Genomic DNA, 23545 nt, shown 5'->3' on the forward strand with positions numbered 1-23545 from the left:
CTCATGCCTTTCCAGGAGTCTCCATGAGCACACATACCATTCGCACGCTGCGCCCCGACGACGCCGCGCCATTGCTGGCCTTCGAGCAAGCTAACCGGGCCTGGTTCGAGCGTCATATCGACGGGCGGCCCGACGATTTTTACAGCCTCGACGGTATCCGGGCGCACGTCGCGCAATTCCTGGACGAGCACCGGCAGGGCCGCATGCACCCCTGCGTCATCGTGGACGAAGACGGAGCCTTGATCGGGCGTGCCAACCTCAAGGATATCGACGGGCAGACGCAAACGGCCGAAGTCGGCTACCGCATCGCAGAACAACAAGCGGGCAAGGGCCTGGCCACGGCCGCGCTGCGGCACCTGATCGCCCTGGCGCAAGACGAATGGCGGCTCCAACGCCTGTGCGCCTACGCCATCGACGGCAATGCGGCCTCGGTCCGCGTGCTGGAACGCTGCGGTTTCGTGCAGGGAATGGCCGTGCCCGATATTGCCATCGTGGCAGGCAACCTCGTCGATGGCCATGCCTATGCGCTGGAACTGCGGGCGGCTGAGGTAGACTCTGCCCAGTGATAAACAAGCAAGGTTGATAGAGATGAATCATGAACAACCCCGGCGCATCGTCGTCATCGGCGCCGGCATCGTCGGCGCCTCGCTCGCCTACCACCTGGCCAGCAAGGGTGCACAAGTTACCGTGGTCGAGGCGGGCGGCATCGCGTCCGGCGTGACGGGCACCTCGTTTGCCTGGATTAATACGTCCTGCGCCGGACCAGACCCCATCGCGGTCCTGCGCGCTGATGCCATTACTGCCTGGCGCCAGCTGGAAACGCAGGTGCCTGGCTTGACAGTCCGCTGGCATGGCGCCTTGTCGTATGGCACGCAGGACGGGCGGGTGTCGCCCGGTTCCCTATTGATTGAGCGCGACCGCATCGCCGAGCTTGAGCCGCAGCTGCGGCAGCCACCGCAACAGGCAGTGCACGAGCCAGAGCAGGGCGCCCTCGACGCCGTTGCCGCGACACACGCCTTGCTGGCGGCAGCCGAGGCGCTCGGTGCGACGGTCCGCACGCACACGCCAGTCCTGGGTTTTACCGTCCGGGACGCGCGGGTGACGGGCGTGGAAACGGCCGCGGGCCTCATCGAGGCCGATATGGTCGTGCTGGCAGCAGGTACGGGCACCGCCGGCCTGGCGGAAAAGCTGGGAGCAAGCCTGCCGATCCACGCCTCGCCCGCCATCTTCCTCCGTTACCAGGCGCCGTCGGGCCTCGTGCGCGGCATCATTTCCAGTCATGCGATGGAAGTGCGGCAAGCCGAGGATGGAACCATGCTGGCCGCCGAAGATTACCTGGACGACGCGCCGGAAAACCAGCCGGCCGCCATGGCGCAGCGCACGGCCAGCGCGATCCGGAAAGAACTGGAGGGGGCGGAGGCCATCGCACCGGCATTCGCAGGCATCGGCCTGCGCCCCATGCCCGTCGACGGCGTGCCCGTCATCGGCTCTCTGCCGCAGGTGAGCGGCGTGTACGTGTGCGCCATGCATCCGGGCGTCGTGCTGGCCGCCATCGTGGGGCAGCTGGCCAGCGGGGAAATCGTCACTGGCGAGCCAGCGTCAGCCTTGCAGGCTTGCCGGCCCGCGCGTTTCCTGGCGGCCTGAGTCGTGCGGCACTGAGGCCACGAAGACGGGCAGAACGAACGGCGCCTGCTCATCGTCGTCGTCCGACGAGGCCTGCATATAATCGTCGTTGCGCCAGTCCCCGTTCACCACGCGCTCGGCGATCAGAGATAAATCCTGCGTTTCGCGCAACGCGCAGCGAAACGGCAATCGCCCATGCGAACGCGACACCAGGCTGAAGCGCAACTGGCGGCATTGCGCATCGTGCCAACAATAGAACAGCATATCCTCGCCCTTGAGCGCGCTGCGGCGCGCCGCGATCACCTGGCCGATAAACTCGACGATATCGGCCGCATGGATCAGCGGCGTCTCCGCGTCCGTGGGCGAGAAGCTCCACATATTGCTCCTGGCTTCGTGGTTGATGTCGTCGGGATCGACGAGCACCTCATCGTCGTGCGCCATTGCCAGCCATGCATTGACTGTCTTGCAATTCATCATGCCGTCATGCATCCCATGTTCTAAAAGCCGTCCATACCGAGCGCCATGCGCCATGCGGAAGTTTGGCCTGCATGGAAAGTGAAAGTCCGCCGTCCCCCAAACGATCGCCTGGCTGCCATTGTTTATTCTTCAGACTCAGTGCCCGTGCTCTTCCCACGTCGACTGTTTTCATGTCTTTGATGTCATAGCCGACTTCCAATACGGGATGCAGCACTTCTCCATTGGCTGTTATATATAAAGTATCGACATGGACCTTGGGTTTGTCAAAACGTTCGTAAAGCCTTGTGGCAGCGGATTTGAAACCCAGGCCAATGGCGATGCTGATGGTCGTTGGACCATTGCAGCCCAGAAGCGAGGCAAGCGCCCAATAGTCATGATCAGCAGTGACAAGCCTGGCCAAACAGCGTTCTATCCATGCCGATTCATCGGCCCTGAATTCCTTCCAGTATGGAGAAAACGAATTTTGCAGGTAGCCGACTTCGTGCAGCGCCCCGACCAGGTTAATCTGCTTGTCCATGCAGCCAATATCTTGCAACAGATGGGCTGCAGCTGCGGCGACCGCATACTCGCCTTTGGACATGGCCTTATCTTCGAGTTTTTTCAGTTTGGTGTTAATACTCATTCTTTTCCTGGTGCGGACAATACCGCGCTCGTTATGGTTACCGGTGACTCCCGCAAGCGGGAGCCGCGGCATGGCTCGCATTGACGCAAGCTTGATCGCGCGCCCCTATAAACAGGCGGGGCGCCAACGTTCCATGCCGTCCTCTTCATCAAGCCATTCTTTTTTATCAATAAGCCATTGCTGATTTTTAAGACTAAATGTATACCTGTATCTATTCTTGAATCCAGAAATCTGCTGCATAGAAATGACAGCCTTGCTTCCTGATATCACTGAATTTAAGAATATTTCGGCGGGCGAGTATTCAGGTGGATCACTGCAGAGCAATGATATCTGGCGGCCCTGTTTTCTTTCCTTTTTAGTGCAAAAACAATCAAAAATGGCATCAAGATCCTGTTTCATTTTTTCTTTGAGAGAAATCAGTCCTTTCTCTCGTACCTCGCGGCAGTAATGAAGCTCCCAGGCATTCATGACCAGAATGAAATTCTTCAACGGATTTTCAATATTAACCATTTAAATACTCATCATGTAAATACTCATCATTTCCCTTGACTGGAAAATACGGCCAGTATCAACAAAGATGCCAGCGTTCGCCATTTCATGTAGTTGTTTTCAGTCATTCAAGTTTAGCCCATTCCGGATTGTGCCATACCTCGGCATTTAACTCCGGTTCCTTGTCGTACCGGATCAGCCCCCCCAGGGACTGGCTACTATTGAACATTAAAAACATCAACATGTCTGCATGGACTTGCATGCACTCACCCTGCGGCCCATCCGGCAACAACTCGGCCGGCCTGATCGTTAGCCACAAACTCGTCTCGCTGGGTTTGTTTCCATGTATCGATAGCCGCCGCACGGGCCGGCGCGACAAGGCCAGGGGACTTCCTGCAGGCGTGACTTCCCTCTGATTCACAGCAGAATTCTCGGCTGAATCGGGCTTGCGATGACTGCGACTGCAAAGTTGCACTCTATCGAAAAGTAATTCTTGAATTCAGGCCTGGGAAATACCTCAATGCTCAGCTCAACCTCACCCGACTGCGGATTCCGCATAGACTATTCTAAAACCATGATGCTGAGATTGCATTTTAATGCATAATCCTTGATGGAAATTTTCCTGAGTCAGGTCATTCACAATGCAGTGCAAGTTAACTCCTGGCGGCTGAACGATCAGTGTCAGTTGATAACTCAAGATTTCCTCATTCTCCTTGGAGCAATATGTTTTCATCGTTTTGTTTTTTACATATACTCCGGCTTTTCTCAATGCCTCATTAATCAGGTATGTTATATTATCGTCCAGCGTCACATCCAAATTACCAGGCCCATTATATTTGCACAATATTGAGATGGGAAATTCCACGGCTATTTCAACTTTTCTTGCATGGTCGCAGTCTATTTTCATTGTTTCGCGCTCCGCTGGGAATTTAATTTTAAATAATTTTTTATAATGTCAGTGGCTTGAATAAAATATTATAATTCAAAGGCTGGCACCGACTTACGATGCTGCGCCGCAGCGAATGCCTGTACCCGGCAGCGCACTGGCGAGCAATCGACTTCCTGCATCAGCTTAGCGCAGATGGCCAATGCATCATTCCATGTCAGCATCTTGGTGGTGCTTTCGCCGCCGGTATCGTCAAGCTCCACCATGGCCACTACATCAGTGCGCGGCAGCAGCGTGTTGACACCGCGGATCCAGGTTGCAGCAGATATAACGCGCTGGCCATCTTTTGACTTTATCAACATGCAAGTGGCCACGAAAATAACATCTTTGCTGTTTTGGGGCGATTGGCGATGTGGACGCAAGTCTATCGGGTGCTTGCGCTTCCTATGTTCTGTAATAACTACATGACCTCACCCCCGCGGCCCATCCGCCAGCAATTCCGCCAGCCTGGTCGTCAGCCACAAGCTCGTCTCGCTCAGCTTCTTCCCATGGATCGACAAGCGCCGCACCGGCAGCCTGGATAAAGCCAGCGCAGGGCAGGGGACTTCCTGCAGATAGCCCTTGTAATTGTCGTAATTGGCGATGTTCAGCGGTAAAATCGCCCAGCCCAGCCCGTCGGCCACCATTTCCGCGATGCTGTAAAAACTGTCGGAAAACCAGACGGCGGGGCTGAACGCGTGTTCGCGGTTCAGTTCGGAATCCATGATCAGCTGGCGGTAGCGGGTCAACTCGTTGCGGCTCACTTCCTGGCCGTGCGCCATGGCGTGGCCTTTGGCCACGAACACGCCTTGCGCCACGCTGCCGATGTGCTGCTGTTCCAGCACGGGAGCAATCGGGCCGCGGTCGAAGTGAAAAGCCACGTCGGCTTGCTGCTGCTCCACGTATTGCTCCACCTCGGACGCCGTGGCGTTGAGCATCACCAGTTCCAGCGCCGGGTAGCGCGCCGCCAATTCCTTGACCAGAGTGCCGATGGCCAGGTAGGGCAGGGCTTCGTCCAGCGCCAGGGTCAGCTGGGCTTCGGGCGCCTCGCTCAGCAGCTGGGCGCGCAGCTGCAAGCGCTCGGCCTGGCGCAGCAGTTCGCACGCTTCCAGATGCATCACCTTGCCCGCCTCCGTCAGCACGGCGCTGCGGCGTGAGCGGTCGAACAGTTCCACGCCCAATTCCGCTTCCAGCAGACCGATCGAGGTGCTGACCACCGATTGCGCGCGGCCCAGCCGGCGTGCCGCGCCCGAGAATGAACCGGCCGCGACAGCCGCCTCGAAGTAACGCATTTGTTCCAAAGTCCATTGCATGGCATCGTCCTATCTGTTTTACAGATGGATTTTAACTTGAATGCCATTCAGGGGCGACATAAAATGCCATTTACCCATTCAACAACATGAGATCCGCCATGAGAAACGCCCAAGAGAACACCGCCGCCATCAGCTTCAGCTGGTGTCACGACGCCACCGCCGAAGACGCGCTGTGCCAGCTCTACCTCGACAACGTCAGCGCCGACTATATCTCCCATTCGGAGCTGCAGGGCGAGCGTGCCGACGCGCCGGGCAACTGGCGCGCGGACTTGCCTGAAGTCATACGCGGCGAAATCCGCGCCGCCCTGTCGCACGACTGGGCGCATGGCGATTCGACCCTGCTGGCCGTTGCCACGTCGGGCGAGGCCATCGTCGGCATGGCCCTCGTGTCCATCGACACGCGCCAGCGCGCCTCGAAATCGTTCGCCGCGCTCGATGACCTGGTCTTGCTGCCTTCCGTGCGCGGCAGCGGCATCGGCAGCCAACTGGTGGAGTGGGTGGCCGACGAGCTGCGCAGCCACGGCATCGCCCGCTTGTTCCTCGAATGCGGCGCGCACAACCTGAAAGCGCAGACCTTTTTCCAGGGCCGCGGCTTCAAGCAAGTGTCCGTCGTCATGCTGCGCGAACTCGACGCAGCCACAGCGAGTGCCGCGGTGGACGACAAGGATGGCAAGCGTGGCTGACGCCCGCCGCCGACAAAGCCAGGCGCGTGGCAGCCTGGAACGCAAATATTTGCGCAGCACCCGTTTTATCCACACCGACAGTTGTTAAAAGTTACACTAAAACCCATGAGTTGTTTATGCATCCAATGAAAAAATGGCTGACGCTGGCCATCGTCTCCAGCGCCCTGTTCCTGATCGTGGTCGACATGACCGTGCTCTACACCGCCTTGCCCGCGCTGACGCGCGACTTGCAGGCCACTTCCTCGCAAAAACTGTGGATCATCAACGTCTACGCGCTGGTCGTCTCCGGTCTGTTGCCCGGCCTCGGCACCCTCGGTGACCGCTTGAGCCACAAACCCGTTTTCCTTGCCGGCCTGGCCGTGTTCGGCATCGCCTCGCTGTGCGCCGCGTTTTCGCCGGCCGCAGAATGGCTGATCTTTGCCCGCGTGCTGCTGGCCGTCGGCGCCGCGCTGATGATGCCCGCCACCTTGTCCATCATCCGCCTGACCTTTACGGACAACCGCGAGCGCTCGTTCGCCATCGGCGTGTGGGCGGCGATTGCCTCCGGCGGCGCCGCCTTCGGCCCCGTGCTCGGTGGTTTCCTGATGGAACACTACTGGTGGGGTTCCGTCTTCCTGATCAACGTGCCCATCGTCCTGCTGACCTTGGTCCTGGCCGCCGTCGTCCTGCCGAAGCGGGCCGGCAACCGCGACAAGCCGTGGGACTTGAAGGGCTCGCTGCAAATCATGATGGGTCTGCTGGGCGGCGTGTATGCGATCAAGGAGCTGGGCAAGTCGCAGCCCTCGTACGCGCTGGCCGCCGCCTCGTTTGCCGTGGGCGCCTTCTTCATGCTCAAATTCGTGCGCCGCCAGAAACGGCAAGCCAGGCCGCTGATCGACTTCTCCCTGTTCCGCGAACTGCCGTTTTCCAGCGCCGTGGCCGCCGCCATGGTGGCGTCCGCCGCCCTGATCGGCATGGAACTGGCGCTGAGCCAGCACATGCAGCTGGTGCGCGAGCTGTCGCCGCTGGAAGCGGGCTTGCTGCTGCTGCCGCTGCCGCTGGCGTCCGTGTTTGCCGGCCCGTTGACGGGTTTCATGCTGCCGCGCGCCGACAAGGCCAAGGTATTGTGGGGTTCGCTGCTGCTGTCCGGTATCGGCATGGCAGCGTACTTGGTGCTGCATGACGCCGCCGTCTCGGCGCAAGTGGCCAGCCTGGTGATTCTGGGCCTGGGCCTGGGCGCCGTCATGACGGCCGCATCGAGCGCCGTGATGCTCAACGTGGCTCCGCAGCAAGCCGGCATGGCCGCCTCAATCGAGGAAGTGTCGTACGAGCTGGGTGCCGTCATCGGCGTCACCGTGCTGGGCACCATCTTGTCGGCCGTCTACAGCGCCACCCTGGTCATTCCGGAAAGCGCGGGCCTGTTGCCGAACGCCCACGACACGCTGGACGCGGCGCTGCTGGCAGCCGAACAATTGCCGGCCGAACTGGGCCTGCAAGTGTCGGAACTGGCCCGTTCGGCTTTCGACAAGGCATTTATTGTCGTGCTGGCCACGGCTTCCGCCATCCTGATGGCCGCTGCCGCCACCATCCGCCACCTGCACCTGCGGGCCCGCCGCGCGGCTTGATGATCAGCGCTGCGGCAGCGGCGCCACCTGGTCGCGCAAGACCGTCCATTGGGCATCCAGCACGGCCTGGTTGGGGTCGTGCCCGGCCCGTTTCACGAGGGTAAAACTTTTGACGGGCGCCGTGATGCTGTCGAAATACGTGCGCGCGATGGCGGGCGAGGTCAGCAAGTCCGCTTCGCCCATGATGAAGAAGATGGGCAAGTCGAAACGCGTGCCCAGCGCGGGCAGGTCGACCTTGGCAAACATGCCGTCGCCGCGCAGGCCGATGAACTGGATGTACGAGTAATCATCGGCCGCCTCGGCATCGGCCAGCGCTTGCGGCGTGGCGTAGAACGGCGCCGGCCGCCACCATTGGTTTGGCGGCGCATCGGTGGCCAGCGCTTCATATTTGCGGTCGAAGCGGCGCAGGATGCCGAAGTTACGCGGATCGGTCCATGGCGGCGCACCCAGCGCCGTCAGCTTGTCCAGCGTGGACGCATCGTTCGCCGCTTGCGCCAGCGCAAGCACTTGCCGGTACATGCCGGCCTCGTTGTCGCGCGCATTGACCACCTGCGCCGTGCCGATATATGCGTGGAACAGGTCGGGGCGCGCCTTGGCCATGTGCACACCCAGGATAGATCCCCAGGAACTGCCCATCAAAATGACCTTGTCCTTGCCCAGGTGCTGCCGCAGATAGGCCGCCACGGCGATGCCGTCGTCGCGCATCTGTTGCACCGTCAACGGGATATCTTCCGTCGGGCGCTGTTTTGCATACGTCATGCCGGCGCCGCGCTGGTCCCATTGCACCAGGGTGTAGTGGCGTTCCCAGCCGGCGTAGATGGCGTCCGCGTAGGGACTCAGCGCGTTGCCTGGACCGCCATGGATGAACAGGATCACGGGATTGCCGCAGGCGGTGCCCGTGACGGTGATCCATTGTTCGATGCCGTTGATGGGCACGTAGCCCTGTTCGCGGACGGGCTGTGCGGGCGAGGCGCAGATGGACGGCGAGGCGGGCGCCGCCTGCGCCACGCCGCAACAAGTTAACAGCAGCAATGCCAGGCCTGTGGTGCGGATATCGTCCTCGTCTATACAGTTGCTGGCGTTACAGCGCACAATCCTGCGGCGCCTTGCCCGCAATAAAGCGGCTGGTGGCCTGCTCGAAACAGGCGGGCGCCGTCCACAGGATGAAATGCGGGGCATTCTGCACAGTAGAAAGGCCCACCTTGCCCGCCTTGCTCTGCCGTAATGCCTGCACTTGCGCCTGCGCGCCCGCGTACGGCGTCTTCGGGTCGAGAGTGCCCTGCAGCACAAGGGTGGGCGGCACTTTCGCCGGCAAGGCGCCGAAATAGGCGTCGCGCGGGTAGGTCGGCAAGCCGCCGCCCAGCAGGATGCGGGGCAGGGGACTGGTCAACAGCAAGTCCGCCTCTTCGCGGTCGAGATCAAATGCCGTCCAGTTGGGGCGCAAGGAGGGCTGCAGATTATTTTCCGAATTGCTGATGATGCTGACCAGCGGAATCGACAGCGGCGACTGGGGATAGCTGCCCAGGCTGGCCGCCGCATCCGTCAACGTGGCGCGCACGGCAGCCAGTTCCGTCTCGCCGCCCCGGTCCAGGTCGTGCAGCAGGTAGGGGATGCGGGCGCGGGCGGCCGGCACGTCGAGCATGCCGCCGAGGAAGTTTTTCAGGTTCTTGCCGGGGATCTTCGCCAGCAGGGCAGGGTCCCCTTGCGCCTTGTCCAGCACGCGGCGGTATACAGTGGCCGCCGGTTCGCCCAATGCCGCATGGCAAGCCGCATCCGCGTCGCAGCGGGCCAGCACCTGCAGGCCGACCTGGTTGACCACGCGCGAGCGCTGGCTCAAATCCCAGCGCGCATCCGTTTGTGGCGGCACCAAGGAATCGAAAATCACGCCCTGGACGGGCAGCGGCCCCAGTTGCAAGGTGCGCAAGACCAGCTGCGTGCCGTACGACACACTATATACATACACGGGCGGCTGCTTGCGCTTGCTCTTGCTTCGTTCGCCCTCAATCAAGGCTTGCAAGTCGCGCGCGGCCGTGGTGATGGAAAACTGCGCCGCATATTCGGGCATCAGATTGATGCCCTTGAAGCAGCTGGCCCATTCGGCGCCAGCCAAGGCGCGGCCACCGGGACTCTGTTCGGACTCTTCCACCTTGCACAGGCGCGACGAATGGCCCGTGCCGCGATGGTCGGGGATCAGGAATTCAAAGCCGGGAAAGCTGCGGCGCAAGGTGGGCAGCAGGCTGTAGAACGAGGCGCCCGATTCGCCGGGGCCGCCCGCCACCAGCCACAGCGTGCCCTTGGCGGGCTTGCCGGCTGGCACGTCGGCGGCAAACTTGCGCACGAAGACGTGCATGGCGTCCGCGTCGCCGACGGCGCGACCCTGGGCATCGTAGCTGCCGGGCACGTTCAAGCCCGAGCACAGGCTGCCGGGGGCGGCCGTATCGGAGCAGGGCGTGAAAAACATCGGTTCGGCATGCAGGCAGGTGCCAGCCATAAGGAGGGGAGCAAGCACGGTGGCCAGCAGGGACAGGCGGGGKAATAAGGTCATCGGCTACTTTGGCGGTGGTGGAGAGCAGCCGCCAAAGTAGCGTTTTTTACAGCAATTGTCCAGATGGAAATATTTCTCTGTGGGACTACGCTTGTTGGTTATTGCGCAACAGGCGCAAGCCGTTGGCCACCACCAGCAGGCTGGCGCCCACGTCCGCGAACACGGCCATCCACAGGGTCGCCATGCCTGCCAGCGCCAGGCCGAAGAACACGGCCTTGATGCCGATGGCAAAGCTGATGTTTTGCACGAGGATGCGGCGCGTGCGCTGGCTCAGGCTGATGAATTCAGGCAATTTGCCCAGTTCATCGTCCATCAGGGCCACGTCCGCCGTTTCGATGGCCGTGTCGCTGCCGGCCGCACCCATGGCAAAGCCGATGTCGGCCTGCGCCAGGGCCGGGGCGTCGTTGACGCCGTCGCCCAGCATGGCCACCACGCCGAACTGCTGCTGCAAGGCCTTGATTTCATCGAGCTTGTTTTCCGGCAGCAATTCCGCCTTGACCAGGCTGACGCCCACCTCGTTGCCGATGCGCTGTGCCGTCAGTAAATTATCTCCCGTCAACATCACGGTGGCGACGCCCAGCGCGTTCAGGCGGGCGATGGCGGATGCCGCCGTCGGGCGCAGCACGTCGGCCACGGCGATCACGCCCAGCGCGCCGGCTGAGGTAGCCAGCACCATGGCCGTGTAGGCTTGCTGTTCCAGCCGCGCCAGGATCGCTTGCAGTGCCGGCGTCAAGAGCTTCAATTCCGTCATCAGGCGCGCATTGCCCAGATAATAGGTCTGGCCATCGATATTGCCTTGCACGCCGCGTCCATGCAGGGCGGCAAACTGGGTGACGGGCAAGTGGCTGCCGGCGGGTGGACCGGCCTTGACGATGGCGGCGGCAAGCGGGTGGGCGGAATTGGCGTCCAGGCTGGCGGCCAGCAGCAGGATGGCGTCGCGGCTGCTGCCTTCCATGGCCACCACGTCCGTCACTGCCGGTTTGCCCATGGTCAAGGTACCCGTCTTGTCGACGGCGATGGCCTTGATGCGGTAGCCCGTCTCCAGGAATTGTCCGCCTTTCACTAAAATGCCGCGCCGCGCGGCCGCCGTCAGGCCGCTGACGACGGTCACCGGCGTGGAAATGACGAGCGCGCAAGGGCAGGCGATCACCAGCATCACCAGCGCCTTATACACCCAGGCCATGAAGGGCTGGCCCAGCAGCAAAGGCGGCAGCACGGCCACGAGGATGGCGAACACCACGACGGCCGGCGTGTAGTAGCGGGCGAAGTTGTCGACAAAGCGCTGCGTGGGCGCCTGTTTTCCTTGCGTTTCCTCGATCACCTTGACGATTTTCGCCAGGGTGCTGTTGCCGCTGTTGGCCGTCACGGTAACGTCCAGCAAGCCCCGTTCATTGATGGTGCCCGCATACACGACATCGCCCACGGCCTTGTCCACCGGCATGCTTTCACCGGTAATCGGCGCCTGGTTGACGGACGACTCGCCGCCCGCCACCACGCCATCGAGGGCGATGCGCTCGCCCGGTTTCACGCGCATCAAGGTGCCGATGGCCACCGTGGCCACGCTGACCTGGCGCCAGGCGCCGCTGGCGTCGGCAACGGTCGCCGTATCCGGCGCCAGCTGCATCAGGCTGTGCACGGCGTTGCGCGCGCGGTTCAGCGACAAGCCTTCGATCAGTTCGGCAATCGCGAACAGGAAGATGACCATGGCCGCTTCCGGCCACTGGCCGATGGCGATGGCGCCGAAGACCGCTAGGCTCATCAGGAAATTGATGTTCAGGGTGAAGGTTTTCAGGGCAATCCAGCCCTTTTTCAGGGTCGGCCAGCCGCCCGTGGCGATCGACAGCAGGGCCAGGGCGATGACGAGGGGCGAACTGTCTGCGTGCGTGGTCCACGCCAGCGCCTCGGCGCCGGCAGCGGCCAGGCCGGAAACGACCAGCAAGCCTTTTTGCAGGCCGGACAGGCTGCCTTCGTCCGGGTCGCGTGCGACGGCCGCGTCCGCTTCCAAGGGAATCGCCTGCATGCCGATGCCGTGCAGGGCCGCTTCCACCGTGGCCAGCGAGGCCAGGGTATGGTGCACGTCGAGCACGCGGTTCATCAGATTGAAATCGAGGCCCACGACGCCCGCCATGGTGGCCAGCTTGTTACGGATCAGCCGTTCTTCCGTGGGGCAATCCATGTTGGCGATACGGTATTTGGCCGTGCTCGCACCGGCGATGGGCGCGCTGGGCAGAGCAGGACCGGACGAGGTTGCTGGCGTGGACGAGCACGCATGCTGGCTGGAACAGCAGCTGGCCGGCTTGGGTGCATGCTCATGCTTGTGGTCGTGCTTGTGCTCGTGGGTATGATCGTGGCTATCGTGCGGCATCGCATTCGTCCTTCCGGTTTCGTGTATGCTTCCATTAGAAACCCTGTAGCCGCTACAGGGTCAAGCGGAATTTGCACGAAAGAATGAAAAGGGGATGCCATGCGTATCGGAGAACTGGCCAAACGGACAGATTGTGACGTGGAAACCGTGCGTTACTATGAAAAGGCGGGCTTGCTGCAGGAACCGGGCCGCAACAGCGCCGGCTACCGCGAATACCGCGAAGAACACCAGGAACGGCTGCAATTCATCCGCCATTGCCGCTCCTTGCAGATCGGCTTGACCGATATCCGCGCCTTGCTGGAGTTTAAGAACAACCCGGCCGAAGGCTGCCAGAGCGTCAACGAACTGCTCGACCACCATATCCTGCGCATCGCCGAGCAAATGGCGAATTTGCAAACCCTGCAGCAGCAACTGGTGACCCTGCGCCACCAGTGCGACCGGCCGCAGCCGTCGCAAGACTGCGCCATCCTGCAAAACCTGTCCGAGGCGGCCAGCGGCCACGATTGCGCCTGCCATACCGAACTTCATTGATACGATTGCTGCATGCTGAAACTGTTACCTGCAAGAACTTTATTCACCTTGTCCCTGCTGTCCCTGCTGTCGCCCCTGAGCCATGCGGCCGATGCGCCTGCCGCCGCCGGCCACTACCTGACCCTGTATGCCGTGCCGGGCGTGCCGCAAGACGATGATCCCTATACCTGGAGCACGGCCGGCGGCAAGCAGCTGACAAAGGGCGTGACCAAGGCGGACGGCCGCGCCTATGTCAAAGGGGAGCAGGGCGAAGAAAACTATGTGCTGAAAACGCTCAGCATGCGCTGGCAGCTGAAAGTACCGGCGCAGTGCTGGCAGAGCGCGCCCGAGGCTTTCCTGGATTGCGTCAAGCTGGCCAAGACCACGAGCCGCTATGACGAAGAGCAAGAGGCGCTCAAGCTGGCGGAGCGGCAGAAAGACGAAAAAATGCGGGCCAAAATCGCCGCCTATGCGGTGGCGGCAAGGGCCAACGACGATGCACTGGCCTGGCTGGGGCGCCTGCCGTCGAGCTGGACCCTGGAAGACTATGGCAAGCGCCTGCTGGGCATCGGCGACAAGATCACGCGGCACATCGCCGACGAGGTCAAGGAAGGCGGGGCCGATGCGCGCCGGTTCGTCTGCCGCGCACCCGCCCATTATGGCCCCGTGCCGGACCAGGCGGCCGTCGAGGCCTGGATGGGATCGCCGGGCGAGGTGCGCAAGGCGCGTGCCGGCCCCGCCTGGGATGGGCTGGTGGAGGCAGGAAAAAACGGCAACTGGATGGCGCACCTGGAACTGTATTACGCGCTGGCCGGCGCCAATGTCAGCGAACTGAGCCTGCTGGAACAGTACCGCATCGTGCAATTGATGGAATGGCTGCACATGCAAGAGGTCGGCGGCCTGTACAGTTTCTTCAGCGCCAATCTCCCCCTCACTCCCGGCAGTGACTACCAAGCCGCCTGGCGCAGGCAGGATCAGGTTTTCCTGTATGCCGCCATGCGCGGCGACTACCATCAGCAATACCGCATGGGCAATGTCGTGCAGCGGGAAACGGACCCGGCGCTGGTCGAAATGGGCAAGGCCATGCAAGCCTGTGCCCGCGCCGCCATGCCGCACAGGCGCTAGCGCGGCAGCAACGGCGGGCCGCCGTCGCCCAGGCGGAAGGCGTCGACCACGCGCAGCAAGTCGTGCGCCTGGTCTTGCATGCTTTGCGCGGCGGCGGCTGATTGCTCGACGAGGGCGGCATTGCGCTGGGTCAATTCGTCCATTTCCGTGATGGCATTGTTGATTTCTTCGATGCCCTTGCTCTGGCGTTGGCTGGCCGCCGTGATGTCGTTCATGATTTCCGTCACTTGCTGGACGGAGGCGACGATATCGCCCATGGTGCGCCCGGCGCTGTCGGCCAGCTCGCTGCCCATTTCTATTCTGGCAACGGAATCCTCGATCAGCTGCTTGATTTCGCGCGCCGCCGTGGCCGAGCGCTGCGCCAGGCCCCGCACTTCGGTGGCGACGACGGCAAAGCCGCGCCCCTGTTCGCCCGCGCGCGCCGCTTCCACGGCCGCGTTCAAGGCAAGGATATTGGTCTGGAAGGCAATGCCGTCGATGACGGCGATGATGTCGACGATGCGCCCGGAACTGGCCTTGATCGAGCCCATCGTCTCGACCACCTGGCCCACGACGCGGCCGCCTTCCAGCGCCACGTTCGAGGTCGACAGCACCATCTGGTTGGCCTGGTGCGCATGACTGGCGTTTTCTCGCACGGTATCGGTCAAGGTATGCATGGACGTTGCCGTTTCCTGCAAGGAATGGGCTTGCGACTCCGTACGCGCCGACAGGTCCGCATTGCCGAGGGCGATTTCGCTCGCTTCCACCGTGATGGTGGAGCCCGCCTGGCGTATCTCGCCCAATAAAGTGTTCCAGTTTTTCAAGACGGTAGCCAGCGCCCGCGACAACTTGCCGACCTCATCGTCGTTCCGGGCGTCGATGCGCGTGGTCAGGTCGCCGGCCGCCAGGCTTTCAGCGGCGCGGCACGCTTCGTCGATGGGGCGCACGACGGAGCGCGCCACCCAGGTGGCGATCAGGGCCAGCAGGGCAAAGCCGACAGCCATGGTGCCCAGCGACAGCCAGCCGGCGCGCTGGCCCGCATTTTTTGTCTCTTGCAGCGCATCGACCGTGCGGTGGTCGAGGTTGAGCAGCACCTGGCGCAGTTGCCCGCTCACTTGCTGGTAGTGCCCGGCGGCATTTTGCATCGCCGCCACGCCCGTATTCGGGTCCATCGAAGCCAGGTCCAGCGCCTGCGCCACACTGGCACGGTAGCGTTCGACACCCGGCAGCGCCTGGCCCGCTTCCGTGGCGGCGCCCGAGAATTGCTTGAGTTCCTTCAATCCTTGCGCGATGGCATTGAGCTGGCGATCCGTCTGCGCGCCGAACTGTTTGAATTGTTCGTCCGACAGGCTGGCGGCGATGGCGATCTTCGCATACACGTCGGCATGCACCTGCCCCAGGGCAATGGCTTGCTGGTTGGCAAGCCGCTCTGCCGTCAAGGTGACGTCTTTCAGGCCGCGCATGCGGCTTTCGTTTTGCTGCATGGCGAAATAGGACAAGGCCCCCATGGCCAGCAGGCAAGCCAGCGCGACCACCGGGACGATCAACATCTTCTGTGCGATTTTCACATGAGGCCCATATCGTTGAGAGATCGGTGTGCCATCCCGGCGCTGGCGGCGCGGCGGCAGGCTACAGGTAGATGCCGCCGCAGACGACGGTCTCGGCGAGTTTCTCGCAATACATCACCTTCGGCTCGATCTTCTTGGTTTCCGGATTCGTGAATTTGTATTCCTGCCAGAACGTGCCTTTGCTCTTGGCCAGGTCGACGCGCTCCTTGACGAAAGCCTTGCCATCGATATCCTTCAGCTCGATCAAGTTCTTGCCGACCATTTTCGGATTGGCGCCATGCGCGACCACTGTGCCGTCGAGCTTGTACACGACCAGGTACAGGTCGTGCAGGATGAATTGCGGCGACTTGGCCGTGATCTCGCCATACGCCTTGGCGTCGCCGGCGCTCTTGATGTAGGACACGCCTTTCTTCACCATGGCTTCCGCGTCGGCGCGCGTGGCGCCGCCTTCGGCGGCACTGGCCGCCAAGGGCAGGGAGGCAACGATGAGAGACAGGCAAATGGCGGGGGCGAACTTGAGCATGAGAATCTCCTTCACATTGTGGCAAGGGGAAGCCGGCGGGGAACCGGCGCGGTGCGGCAGCGCCTAGCGCAGTGCCGTCGGTGCATGGTAGCGCGATGCCAGCGGGCATGCGCTGGTGCAACAGATTTTTTTTGGGACGGGCGTTTTTGCAACGCCGCGTGCACGGGGGCGCAAGCGTGTTTACAGAGAGGAAAGCAGGCGGCGGGCTATCATGGCGATAGTGTGGCAGGTGCGCCGCGCTACCAGTCGGCCGGGTCTTCCGCCCCCGCCCTGGCCAGGTCGTCGCGCCAGTCCTGCTGTACCAGGCGGTAGATATCGGCGAAGAAGGCGCGCGGGTCGGCCATCTCATCCCACAAGGCGGGCAGGGCGTTCGTGCTTTCCGGGTCATGTTCGAGGATAGCCTGGAAATCGTAGGCGGGGTCTTGCAGCGCCTGCGCCAGCACGGCCACCAGCGCATGGCGGTGGCGGTAGCTGAGTTCCTTGTATTGCGAGGTGATGTCGCGCCGTATCAGGGCAGCGCGCTGGACCGGGTCGTTCATGTCCCAGGTGTCGAGTTCCACGCCCAGGGTTTCTTCACGGTCATACACATCGAAGGGGCCGAGGAAATGGTGCAAGGTGGGAATGTAGAGGGCGTCGCTCCAGGGACCGCGCAATCCTTTTTGCATGGTTTTCCTGTTCAAGCGCATTCGGGCAAGGTCCAGCCTTCGTCGCCCAGGTCAGTCGGGTAGATGGCGCGGCTCTGGTTCTGGCCCCAGCGCGCATGGTCGAGGATGCCGTCTTCATGCATGTCGAGCACCCATTCCGTGCTTTCCAACAAGGTGCCATCCTTATGGTACACACGGAAGAAGGTGGACGTGCTCAGCGCGCGCACGATGTTCTGCGGCACGCCATTGCCGTAGTGCGGCACATAGGTCTTGATCACGCACGTGCCCTGGGCGTTCCACTGCTGTGCATACACGGTGGCATTGCGCGCCGCGCTGACTTTGATGAAGAGCCAGCCTGCCAGCAGGAGGATGAGCAGGAAGGCGGCGGCGATCAGGCCGGTTTTCTTGAGTAGCTGCATGAGGTCATGGCATGGCCGAGAACGAAGTTGCCGCATTGTATGTCAAGAGCAGATATGCTTGCCGTACGGCACGTACAGCAGGCATATCCCCGCTAATTGCCGGTAACTTGGCTATTCACCTGGCTATTTCCCCACCGCCGTGTGCAGGGTATTGGCCATGTCCAGATGATGTTGCAGCGCCGGCAAGGTCTTCGCGGCAAAGGCCTTGATGTCGGGATCGCTCGCCTTCTGGCTGGCATCCGTAAACAGTTTCACGGCATCCTTGTGCGCCGCCACGCCGATCGTGGCCGCATATTCCTTGTCGAACTGCGCGCCTTCCAGGCGGCTCAGCTTATCGATTTGCGCCTTGTGTTTGGCGCCGGGCTGGTCGCTGACCTCGATCTGCTTGCTGCTGGCCAGCTGTTTCAGCTCGTCCGCCACTTTCGTGTGATCGGTGACCATGGCATCGGCGAATTTCTTCACTTCCGCATTGCTGCTCTTGCTTTGCGCCACTTTGCTGGCGGCAATTTCCGTGCTGCCCGCGTCGGCGGCCTTGGTGAGGAATTGCTTGTCGTACGCGCCCGGCGCGGCAGCGGCGATGCTGTTGATGGCGATGCCGCTCAAGATGGCAACAGCGGCGCCGATGGCCACGCTTTTGAAGGACGGGGCACGGGAACTGGTGGTCGGGATAGGCATGGAAACTCCTTTCGGGTATGGTTTTTTATGCAAGCTGATGGCAATGTTAAGCCCGCAGCCTGCGCACACCCATAGGACACGCGCCAGAGTTCCAGTAGGACTAGTCCTGTTCGTTAGCGCACAATTCGACTTGTTTAATAGCAAACAAGGCGGCGATGCCGGCATCGCGGCGCCAGGTCGGCATGCCGATATCGAGCCACTGCGCCATCGCGTCCAGGTGCGCTGGCTCCGAAACGCTGTGTTCTAGTTCATCGAGCACCGTGTCGCGGTCGATGTACAGGCTGTCCAGCCAGGCATCGAACGAGGGCGCCAGTTCCATCAGGCCGTGGGCGCGCTTTCCCGTCCAGTCCGGCAACTGCTGTACATAGGCCAGCACGCGGCCGCCGCCTTCCTCCGTCAGATCCAGATAAACCATGGAATTGCCGCCATCGCGGGCGAACGGCAGGATGCGCACCGGCATGTCCGTGTGCTTGCGCGCGGCGCGGATCTCGCCGACCAGGGTTTCATCGCAGAAATCGCCTTCGTCGGCGCTGAAGAAGGTATTGAAACCCATTTTTTCCACGCCGCCATTGCCGTCCGGCACATCGCAGGTGTAGTCGCAATAGGCGCCATTGGCGACTCGCAAGAACGCCAGGAAAGCCGGCGGCAGCGGGGCTTCCAGCAAGGCTTCGATGGCGGCGACCTGCTGCGCCGTGGGGGCGGGCTTGGCGCCCTCGAGCGCCAGGTGACGGTACTGCATGTAATAAGTCATTGATTATCCTTGTAATTTTCTTGCGACCGCGACACCATCCTCGCAGCCCGTCTCCACCTTCGCCAGCGCATCGACGAGTCCGGCCCGCAGCACGGCCATCGAGCGGGCCTTGTCGTCGATCTGGGCGATTTTCGCTTCCAGCATGGCCCGCTTGGTTTGCGCATCGAGCGCATTTTCCTGCCAGACGGCAATGACCTCGGCGATTTCCTTCAAGGTAAAGCCCAGCGCCTTGGCATGGCCGATCAGCTCGATGCGCCGCAATGCCTGCGCCGAATATTCCTTGTAGTTATTCGTCAAACCCGGCTGCGGCGCTTCGTCCAGCAAGCCCTGGCGCTCGTAAAAGCGCACCGTGTCCTTGCTGACGCCCGTCAGGCGGGTGATTTCTCCGATACGCATCGATTCCCCTTGACCGTGGACTAAAGACCGCAGTTTACAGTAGAAACACTTTCAACTACGACACTTTTGCCATGACCGCCTTCAACTACACCAACCAGACCGTGCTGATCACGGGCGCCTCGTCCGGCATCGGCCGCGTCTTTGCGGAAACTTTGGCTGCGCGCGGCGCCCATTTGCTGTTGCTGGCCCGTTCCGGCGCCGTGCTCGACAGCCTGGCCAAGGAACTTTCCCAGCGCCACGGCATCCAAGCCCATGCGCTGGTGGCCGACCTGAGCTTGCCCGGCGCCGCCAAGAATGCCCATGCACAGGCGTGCGCGCTGGGCATGCCGCCCGACGTACTGATCAATAACGCGGGTTTCGCCACGCACGGCCGCTTCGAAAGCATCGATCTGGCGCGCCAGGCGGCTGAAGTCACCGTCAATTGCACGGCCCTGATGGAACTGACGCACTGCGCCTTGCCGCACATGCTGGCGCAAGGGCGGGGCGCCATCATCAACGTGGCGTCCACGGCGGCCCTGCAACCCGATCCCTACATGGCGGTTTACGGCGCCAGCAAGGCATTCGTGCTGTCGTTCTCGGAAGCGCTGTGGGCGGAAAACCGCAGCCGCGGCGTGCGCGTGCTGGGCTTGTGCCCGGGCGCCACGGAAACGGCTTTCTTCGACGTGGTGGCCGCGCCCGAGGCGGCCGTGGGCAAGCGCATGGACCCGCAAGCCGTCGTCGATGAAGCGCTGCGCGCGCTGGACCGGGGCCGCAGCAGCCACGTGGCGGGCAGGCCCAACCGCCTGCTGGCCTGGCTGCCGCGCTTGCTGCCGCGCCAGACCGTGCTGGGCATCGTCGAGGGCATGCTCAAGCCAAAGACGGCCTAGGCATCAGAATGCCATGGTGGCGAACATGGCCAGCACGGCCGTCGCCATGACGATGGTCGACAACCAGCCCAGCGCCCGCAGGCGGCGCGAAATGGTGAGCGTGCCCATAATGGCGGGGCGCGACGCCATCACCATCATCAGGGCCATGATGGGCACGGAAATGACGCCATTGATGACGGCGCTCCAGTACAGGGCCTTGATGGGGTCAAGCGGCGTGAAGCACAGGGCCGCGCCGATCACGGTGGCCGTGACGATGATGGCGTAGAACTTCTTGGCGGCGCCGGGCGCCAGTTCCAGGCTGTTTTTCCAGTGAAAGGCGCCCGCCATGGCGTAGGCGGCCGAGCCGGCCAGCACGGGAATGGCCAGCAAGCCCGTGCCGATGATGCCCAGACTGAACAGGGCGAAGGCGAACTCGCCGGCGATGGGGCGCAGGGCGGAGGCGGCCTGGGCGGAGGTGTCGATATGCGTGACGCCTTGCGCGCCCAGGGTCACGGCCGTCGTCAACATGATGAAAAAGGCCACCAGGTTGGAAAAGCCCATGCCGATGGCCGTGTCCATCTTGATGCGCTGAAACTGGCGCGGTGCCTGTTCCGGCGCGCGGCGCAAGGCTTGGGCGCCCGCGTCCGCCTGCAAGTCTTCCACTTCCTGCGATGCTTGCCAGAAAAACAGGTAAGGACTGATCGTGGTGCCAAACACGGCCACGATCATGGTCACCGAGGCGGCCGACCAGGTGAACCGGGGCCAGACGGTGCGCAGCGCCACTTCGCCCCACGGAATATGCACGGTCAGCACGGTGGCCACATAGGCCAGCAAGCCCAGGGTCAGCCATTTCAGGATGCGCACGTATTGTTGATAGGGAATAAAGACTTGCAGCAGCAGCGACAGCAGGCCGAAACCGACGGCGTACAGGTGGGTGGGGCCGCCGATGATCAGGGTCAGGGCGTCGCCCATGGCGGCCACGTCGGCGGCGATATTGATGACATTGGCCAGCAGTAGCAAGCCGACGATGGCGTACAGCAGGGAGCGGGGATAGTGGCGGCGGATATTCGTCGCCAGCCCATGGCCGCTGACCCGGCCGATCTTGGCGCTGATGACCTGGATGCCCAACATCAAAGGAAACGTCAGGCACACGGTCCACAGCATGCCGAAACCGAACTGCGCGCCCGCCTGCGAATACGTGGCGATGCCGCTGGGGTCGTCATCGGCCGCGCCCGTGATCAGGCCGGGGCCCAGCTTGCCCAGCCAGGTGTCTGATGGGTCGGCCCGGCCACTCTCGGTCTGCATGCGTCGCTCCTGCGTGATGGAGCGAGCAGCGTATCACAGGCGGGCGGCATGCAACAGGGCGCCGCCCGGGAAACACGCGTCTCAGTAGCGCGCATCGTTGGGCTTGCCGCCCTTGGGCCAATCCTTGACCTTGTCGGGGAAGTCCGGACGCGGCATGTGCGTAAAATATTCGGCCACGTCGACGGCGTCCTGGTCGGACAGGTTGCCTTGTCCCAGCGGGAATTTCTGGCCGTGGCCCATCACCATATTGGCCTTGACGAAGCCGGCCGCCGTATAGGTGCGGGCCATGCCGGCGCCAATGTTGAAGGAACGGTCACCCCACAGCGGCGGGAAGGCCACGACGCCGTTGGCGCCCTTGATGCCTTCGCCATTCGCGCCATGGCAAACGGCGCATTGCTCGGCATACACTTTTTTGCCATGCAAGGGATCGGGCAGCAGCTTGCGGTCGATCTTCGCCACGCCCCGTCCCCCCACCTTGTCGCCCGCCTGCGTGGCGCCCTTCATCCAGTCGATGTAGGCGACCATCGCCTGCAGGTCGGGGCCATCCACGGGTAGCGGCTTGCCGTGCATGGAGCGGCGGAAGCAGCCGTTGATGCGCTCTCCCAGGCTGATGACCTTGCCGGCGCGCGGCGCTTCGGACGGGAAGAAGGCGGAAATGCCGAGGAAGGGCGAACCGCCTGCCACCGTGCCGCCATTCAGGTGGCAACTGCTGCAATTGAGGTCGTTGCCCACGTTTTGCGGCAGGCGGGCGCGCGTTTCCGTCATCAGCTGCATGCCATGGATCAATTGATTGGCATTCGGGTCGGCCGTCAGGGCGGCGAAGCGGGGCGTGACGAAGCCGCCCGCGTCCGGCGCCTTGAGCTTGAGTTCCTTGCGCACTGTGGCGATCTGCGCGGGTGTCACCGGTGCGCCTTGATTGCCCCACTTGCCGCGCACGAAGGTGAGGATTTCCGCCAGTTCCGTGTCCGACAGGCGGTCATACGCGGGCATGCCGAAGGAGCGCGGCGAGTGCTGCGTGACGGCCGACTGCCAGCCCGTCAGCGCGATATGGATGACGGTGGTGGCCTCTTTCGACTGCACCGAGTCGTTCTGCGCCAGCGGCGGGAAGATGTTGTCCACGCCACGGCCGTCGCGGCGGTGGCAGGTGGCGCAAAACTGCAGGTAGCCCAGGCCGCCCCGCGTGTTGTACAGGGCATCGTTGCTGGTTGCCACGAGGGGCGCCGTTTTCTTCGGCGGCGCGGCCGCCCCGTCCTTGGCCGGCAAGCCGTGCAGGTAGTGCGCCAGCGCGTCGAGGTCGGCATCGGTGAAGTACTGCGTGCTGTGCGTGATGACTTCCGTCATGCTGCCTGCCGCCGTGCCATGGCTGTTGCGGCCGGTTTTCAGCAATTGCACGATGTCGCCCGGCGTCCACAGATTGCGCAGGTTCACCGCATGCCAGCCGTCGAAGGTAAAACCGGACAGGTAGAGCTTGCCGCTGCCGCCATCCTGGCCCATGGTTTTTTCCTGGAAAGCCACGCCGCGCGGCGTATGGCAGGAGCCGCAATGGCCGAGCCCTTGCGCCAGGTAGCTGCCCCGGTTCCACTGGGCCGACTTCGCGCTGTCGGGCTTGAACGGGGCGTCGTCAAGGAAGACGGCGTTCCACAGCGACAAGCCCCAGCGCATGCTGAACGGCCATTTCATGTCCGTTTCGCGGTTTTTCTGCGCCACGGGCGCCACGCCGCGCTGCAGGTAGGCGTACAGCGCCTGCATGTCGCCGGGCGTGATCTTCGCGTAGGAAGGGTAGGGCATGGCCGGATACAGGTTGTGGCCGTCGGCCGCCACGCCCTTGCGCATGGCGCGGTCAAATTGCGCGAAGGTATACGTGCCCAGGCCCGTCTTGGCGTCCGGCGTGATATTCGTGCTGTAGATGGTGCCGAACGGCGTTTTGAGCTCCAGGCCGCCGGCCATGGCGGCGCCGTTCGGGCTCGTGTGGCAAGCCACGCAGTCGCCGAGGCGGGCCACGTATTCGCCGCGCTTGATGAGCTCGGCCGAGGCCGTGGGCGTGTTGGCGGCCGTGGCACTGGCACTGAAGACCAGCATGCCCAGCAGAATTGCCGCCAGCCAGGCAGTGATCGAAAAGGAAAAAGCGGGAGGGCGGCGCGAACCGCGGTGCAGGATGG

At 62.7% G+C, this 23545-nt stretch carries 26 protein-coding genes; 8 read left to right on the forward strand and 18 right to left on the reverse strand.

All coding sequences use genetic code 11. From position 1 onward, the window contains the following. The first annotated feature begins 23 nt into the window (after window positions 1–23). Window positions 24–566 (forward strand): GNAT family N-acetyltransferase, encoded by a 543-nt coding sequence (locus tag CBW66_RS04345; RefSeq protein ID WP_086136763.1) that lies wholly within the window; start codon window positions 24–26, stop codon window positions 564–566. Window positions 567–588: 22 nt separating this feature from the next. Further along, complete coding sequence (locus CBW66_RS04350) at window positions 589–1644, forward strand: FAD-binding oxidoreductase (RefSeq protein WP_086136764.1); 1056 nt, start codon at window positions 589–591, stop codon at window positions 1642–1644. Here the strand turns inward: CBW66_RS04350 and CBW66_RS04355 are convergent. The 3 genes from CBW66_RS04355 to CBW66_RS04365 form a co-directional block, all read right to left on the reverse strand. Beyond that, window positions 1600–2112: a hypothetical protein gene (locus tag CBW66_RS04355; RefSeq protein ID WP_253251333.1), complete on the reverse strand. Its 513-nt coding sequence runs from the start codon at window positions 2110–2112 to the stop codon at window positions 1600–1602. The two genes, CBW66_RS04350 and CBW66_RS04355, sit on opposite strands and share 45 nt — an antisense overlap. Beyond that, the gene (locus CBW66_RS04360) at window positions 2105–2722 is read right to left on the reverse strand and encodes a hypothetical protein (protein ID WP_086136765.1); all 618 of its coding nucleotides are present in this window, start codon (window positions 2720–2722) and stop codon (window positions 2105–2107) included. The genes CBW66_RS04355 and CBW66_RS04360 overlap by 8 nt, the downstream gene beginning before the upstream one ends. A gap of 105 nt (window positions 2723–2827) precedes the next feature. After that, window positions 2828–3232, reverse strand: a complete 405-nt coding sequence (locus CBW66_RS04365) for an NTF2 fold immunity protein (protein ID WP_086136766.1) — start codon at window positions 3230–3232, stop codon at window positions 2828–2830. 239 nt (window positions 3233–3471) lie between these two features. On the opposite strand from CBW66_RS04365, the gene CBW66_RS28895 reads away from it, so the two are divergent. Then, complete coding sequence (locus tag CBW66_RS28895) at window positions 3472–3627, forward strand: hypothetical protein (protein ID WP_170932816.1); 156 nt, start codon at window positions 3472–3474, stop codon at window positions 3625–3627. Window positions 3628–3746: 119 nt separating this feature from the next. Here CBW66_RS28895 and CBW66_RS28355 read toward each other — a convergent pair whose 3' ends face one another. From CBW66_RS28355 to CBW66_RS04385, 3 genes are all read right to left on the reverse strand, one after another. After that, on the reverse strand, window positions 3747–4118 hold the full coding sequence (locus CBW66_RS28355) for a hypothetical protein (protein WP_139841556.1): 372 nt from the start codon (window positions 4116–4118) through the stop codon (window positions 3747–3749). A 68-nt stretch (window positions 4119–4186) separates the two neighbouring features. Continuing rightward, a complete protein-coding gene (locus CBW66_RS04380; protein WP_086136768.1) occupies window positions 4187–4459 on the reverse strand; it encodes a hypothetical protein in 273 nt (90 codons plus the stop codon). A 108-nt stretch (window positions 4460–4567) separates the two neighbouring features. Continuing rightward, entirely contained in the window at window positions 4568–5449 is an 882-nt protein-coding gene (locus tag CBW66_RS04385; RefSeq protein WP_086136769.1) for a LysR family transcriptional regulator, read from the reverse strand. A 98-nt stretch (window positions 5450–5547) separates the two neighbouring features. On the opposite strand from CBW66_RS04385, the gene CBW66_RS04390 reads away from it, so the two are divergent. Next, complete coding sequence (locus CBW66_RS04390) at window positions 5548–6132, forward strand: GNAT family N-acetyltransferase (RefSeq protein WP_170932818.1); 585 nt, start codon at window positions 5548–5550, stop codon at window positions 6130–6132. 125 nt (window positions 6133–6257) lie between these two features. Next, window positions 6258–7736 (forward strand): MFS transporter, encoded by a 1479-nt coding sequence (locus CBW66_RS04395; protein ID WP_276206262.1) that lies wholly within the window; start codon window positions 6258–6260, stop codon window positions 7734–7736. Between the two features lie 3 nt (window positions 7737–7739). Here CBW66_RS04395 and CBW66_RS04400 read toward each other — a convergent pair whose 3' ends face one another. The 3 genes from CBW66_RS04400 to CBW66_RS04410 all read right to left on the reverse strand — a co-directional run bounded on the left by CBW66_RS04400 (window position 7740) and on the right by CBW66_RS04410 (window position 12646). After that, a complete protein-coding gene (locus CBW66_RS04400) occupies window positions 7740–8828 on the reverse strand; it encodes an alpha/beta fold hydrolase (RefSeq protein WP_205701092.1) in 1089 nt (362 codons plus the stop codon). Further along, window positions 8818–10281: an alpha/beta fold hydrolase gene (locus tag CBW66_RS04405; RefSeq protein WP_086153610.1), complete on the reverse strand. Its 1464-nt coding sequence runs from the start codon at window positions 10279–10281 to the stop codon at window positions 8818–8820. Before CBW66_RS04405 ends, CBW66_RS04400 begins: the two co-directional genes overlap by 11 nt. 85 nt (window positions 10282–10366) lie before the next feature. Further along, entirely contained in the window at window positions 10367–12646 is a 2280-nt protein-coding gene (locus CBW66_RS04410) for a heavy metal translocating P-type ATPase (RefSeq protein WP_086136774.1), read from the reverse strand. Between the two features lie 99 nt (window positions 12647–12745). Between CBW66_RS04410 and cadR the strand changes: the two genes are divergently transcribed. Together cadR and CBW66_RS04420 are read left to right on the forward strand one after the other, a co-directional pair. After that, a complete protein-coding gene (gene cadR, locus CBW66_RS04415) occupies window positions 12746–13177 on the forward strand; it encodes a Cd(II)/Pb(II)-responsive transcriptional regulator (RefSeq protein ID WP_086136775.1) in 432 nt (143 codons plus the stop codon). A 12-nt stretch (window positions 13178–13189) separates the two neighbouring features. Next, on the forward strand, window positions 13190–14281 hold the full coding sequence (locus CBW66_RS04420) for a hypothetical protein (protein ID WP_139841557.1): 1092 nt from the start codon (window positions 13190–13192) through the stop codon (window positions 14279–14281). Here CBW66_RS04420 and CBW66_RS04425 read toward each other — a convergent pair. The 7 genes from CBW66_RS04425 to CBW66_RS04455 form a co-directional block, all read right to left on the reverse strand. Next, window positions 14278–15810 (reverse strand): methyl-accepting chemotaxis protein, encoded by a 1533-nt coding sequence (locus CBW66_RS04425; protein WP_086136971.1) that lies wholly within the window; start codon window positions 15808–15810, stop codon window positions 14278–14280. The two genes, CBW66_RS04420 and CBW66_RS04425, sit on opposite strands and share 4 nt — an antisense overlap. 79 nt (window positions 15811–15889) lie before the next feature. Beyond that, window positions 15890–16351, reverse strand: coding sequence for a cache domain-containing protein (locus tag CBW66_RS04430; RefSeq protein WP_086136777.1), 462 nt, complete (start codon window positions 16349–16351; stop codon window positions 15890–15892). Window positions 16352–16590: 239 nt separating this feature from the next. Next, entirely contained in the window at window positions 16591–17016 is a 426-nt protein-coding gene (locus CBW66_RS04435) for a hypothetical protein (protein ID WP_086136778.1), read from the reverse strand. 11 nt (window positions 17017–17027) lie between these two features. Further along, window positions 17028–17414: a hypothetical protein gene (locus CBW66_RS04440; protein ID WP_086136779.1), complete on the reverse strand. Its 387-nt coding sequence runs from the start codon at window positions 17412–17414 to the stop codon at window positions 17028–17030. Between the two features lie 123 nt (window positions 17415–17537). Then, window positions 17538–18089: a DUF4142 domain-containing protein gene (locus tag CBW66_RS04445; RefSeq protein WP_086136780.1), complete on the reverse strand. Its 552-nt coding sequence runs from the start codon at window positions 18087–18089 to the stop codon at window positions 17538–17540. Window positions 18090–18189: 100 nt separating this feature from the next. Continuing rightward, a complete protein-coding gene (locus tag CBW66_RS04450) occupies window positions 18190–18840 on the reverse strand; it encodes an SMI1/KNR4 family protein (protein ID WP_086136781.1) in 651 nt (216 codons plus the stop codon). 3 nt (window positions 18841–18843) lie between these two features. Beyond that, entirely contained in the window at window positions 18844–19236 is a 393-nt protein-coding gene (locus tag CBW66_RS04455; protein ID WP_086136782.1) for a MerR family transcriptional regulator, read from the reverse strand. 71 nt (window positions 19237–19307) lie between these two features. Between CBW66_RS04455 and CBW66_RS04460 the strand changes: the two genes are divergently transcribed. After that, on the forward strand, window positions 19308–20102 hold the full coding sequence (locus tag CBW66_RS04460) for an SDR family oxidoreductase (RefSeq protein WP_086136783.1): 795 nt from the start codon (window positions 19308–19310) through the stop codon (window positions 20100–20102). Window positions 20103–20105: 3 nt separating this feature from the next. Here the strand turns inward: CBW66_RS04460 and CBW66_RS04465 are convergent, their stop codons facing one another. Next, a complete protein-coding gene (locus CBW66_RS04465; protein WP_086136784.1) occupies window positions 20106–21386 on the reverse strand; it encodes an NRAMP family divalent metal transporter in 1281 nt (426 codons plus the stop codon). Between the two features lie 81 nt (window positions 21387–21467). Next, entirely contained in the window at window positions 21468–23465 is a 1998-nt protein-coding gene (locus CBW66_RS04470) for a c-type cytochrome (RefSeq protein WP_230492146.1), read from the reverse strand. Window positions 23466–23545 lie beyond the last annotated feature (80 nt).

This window comes from Janthinobacterium sp. GW456P, from assembly GCF_002127655.1.
GTDB lineage: Bacteria > Pseudomonadota > Gammaproteobacteria > Burkholderiales > Burkholderiaceae_D > Janthinobacterium.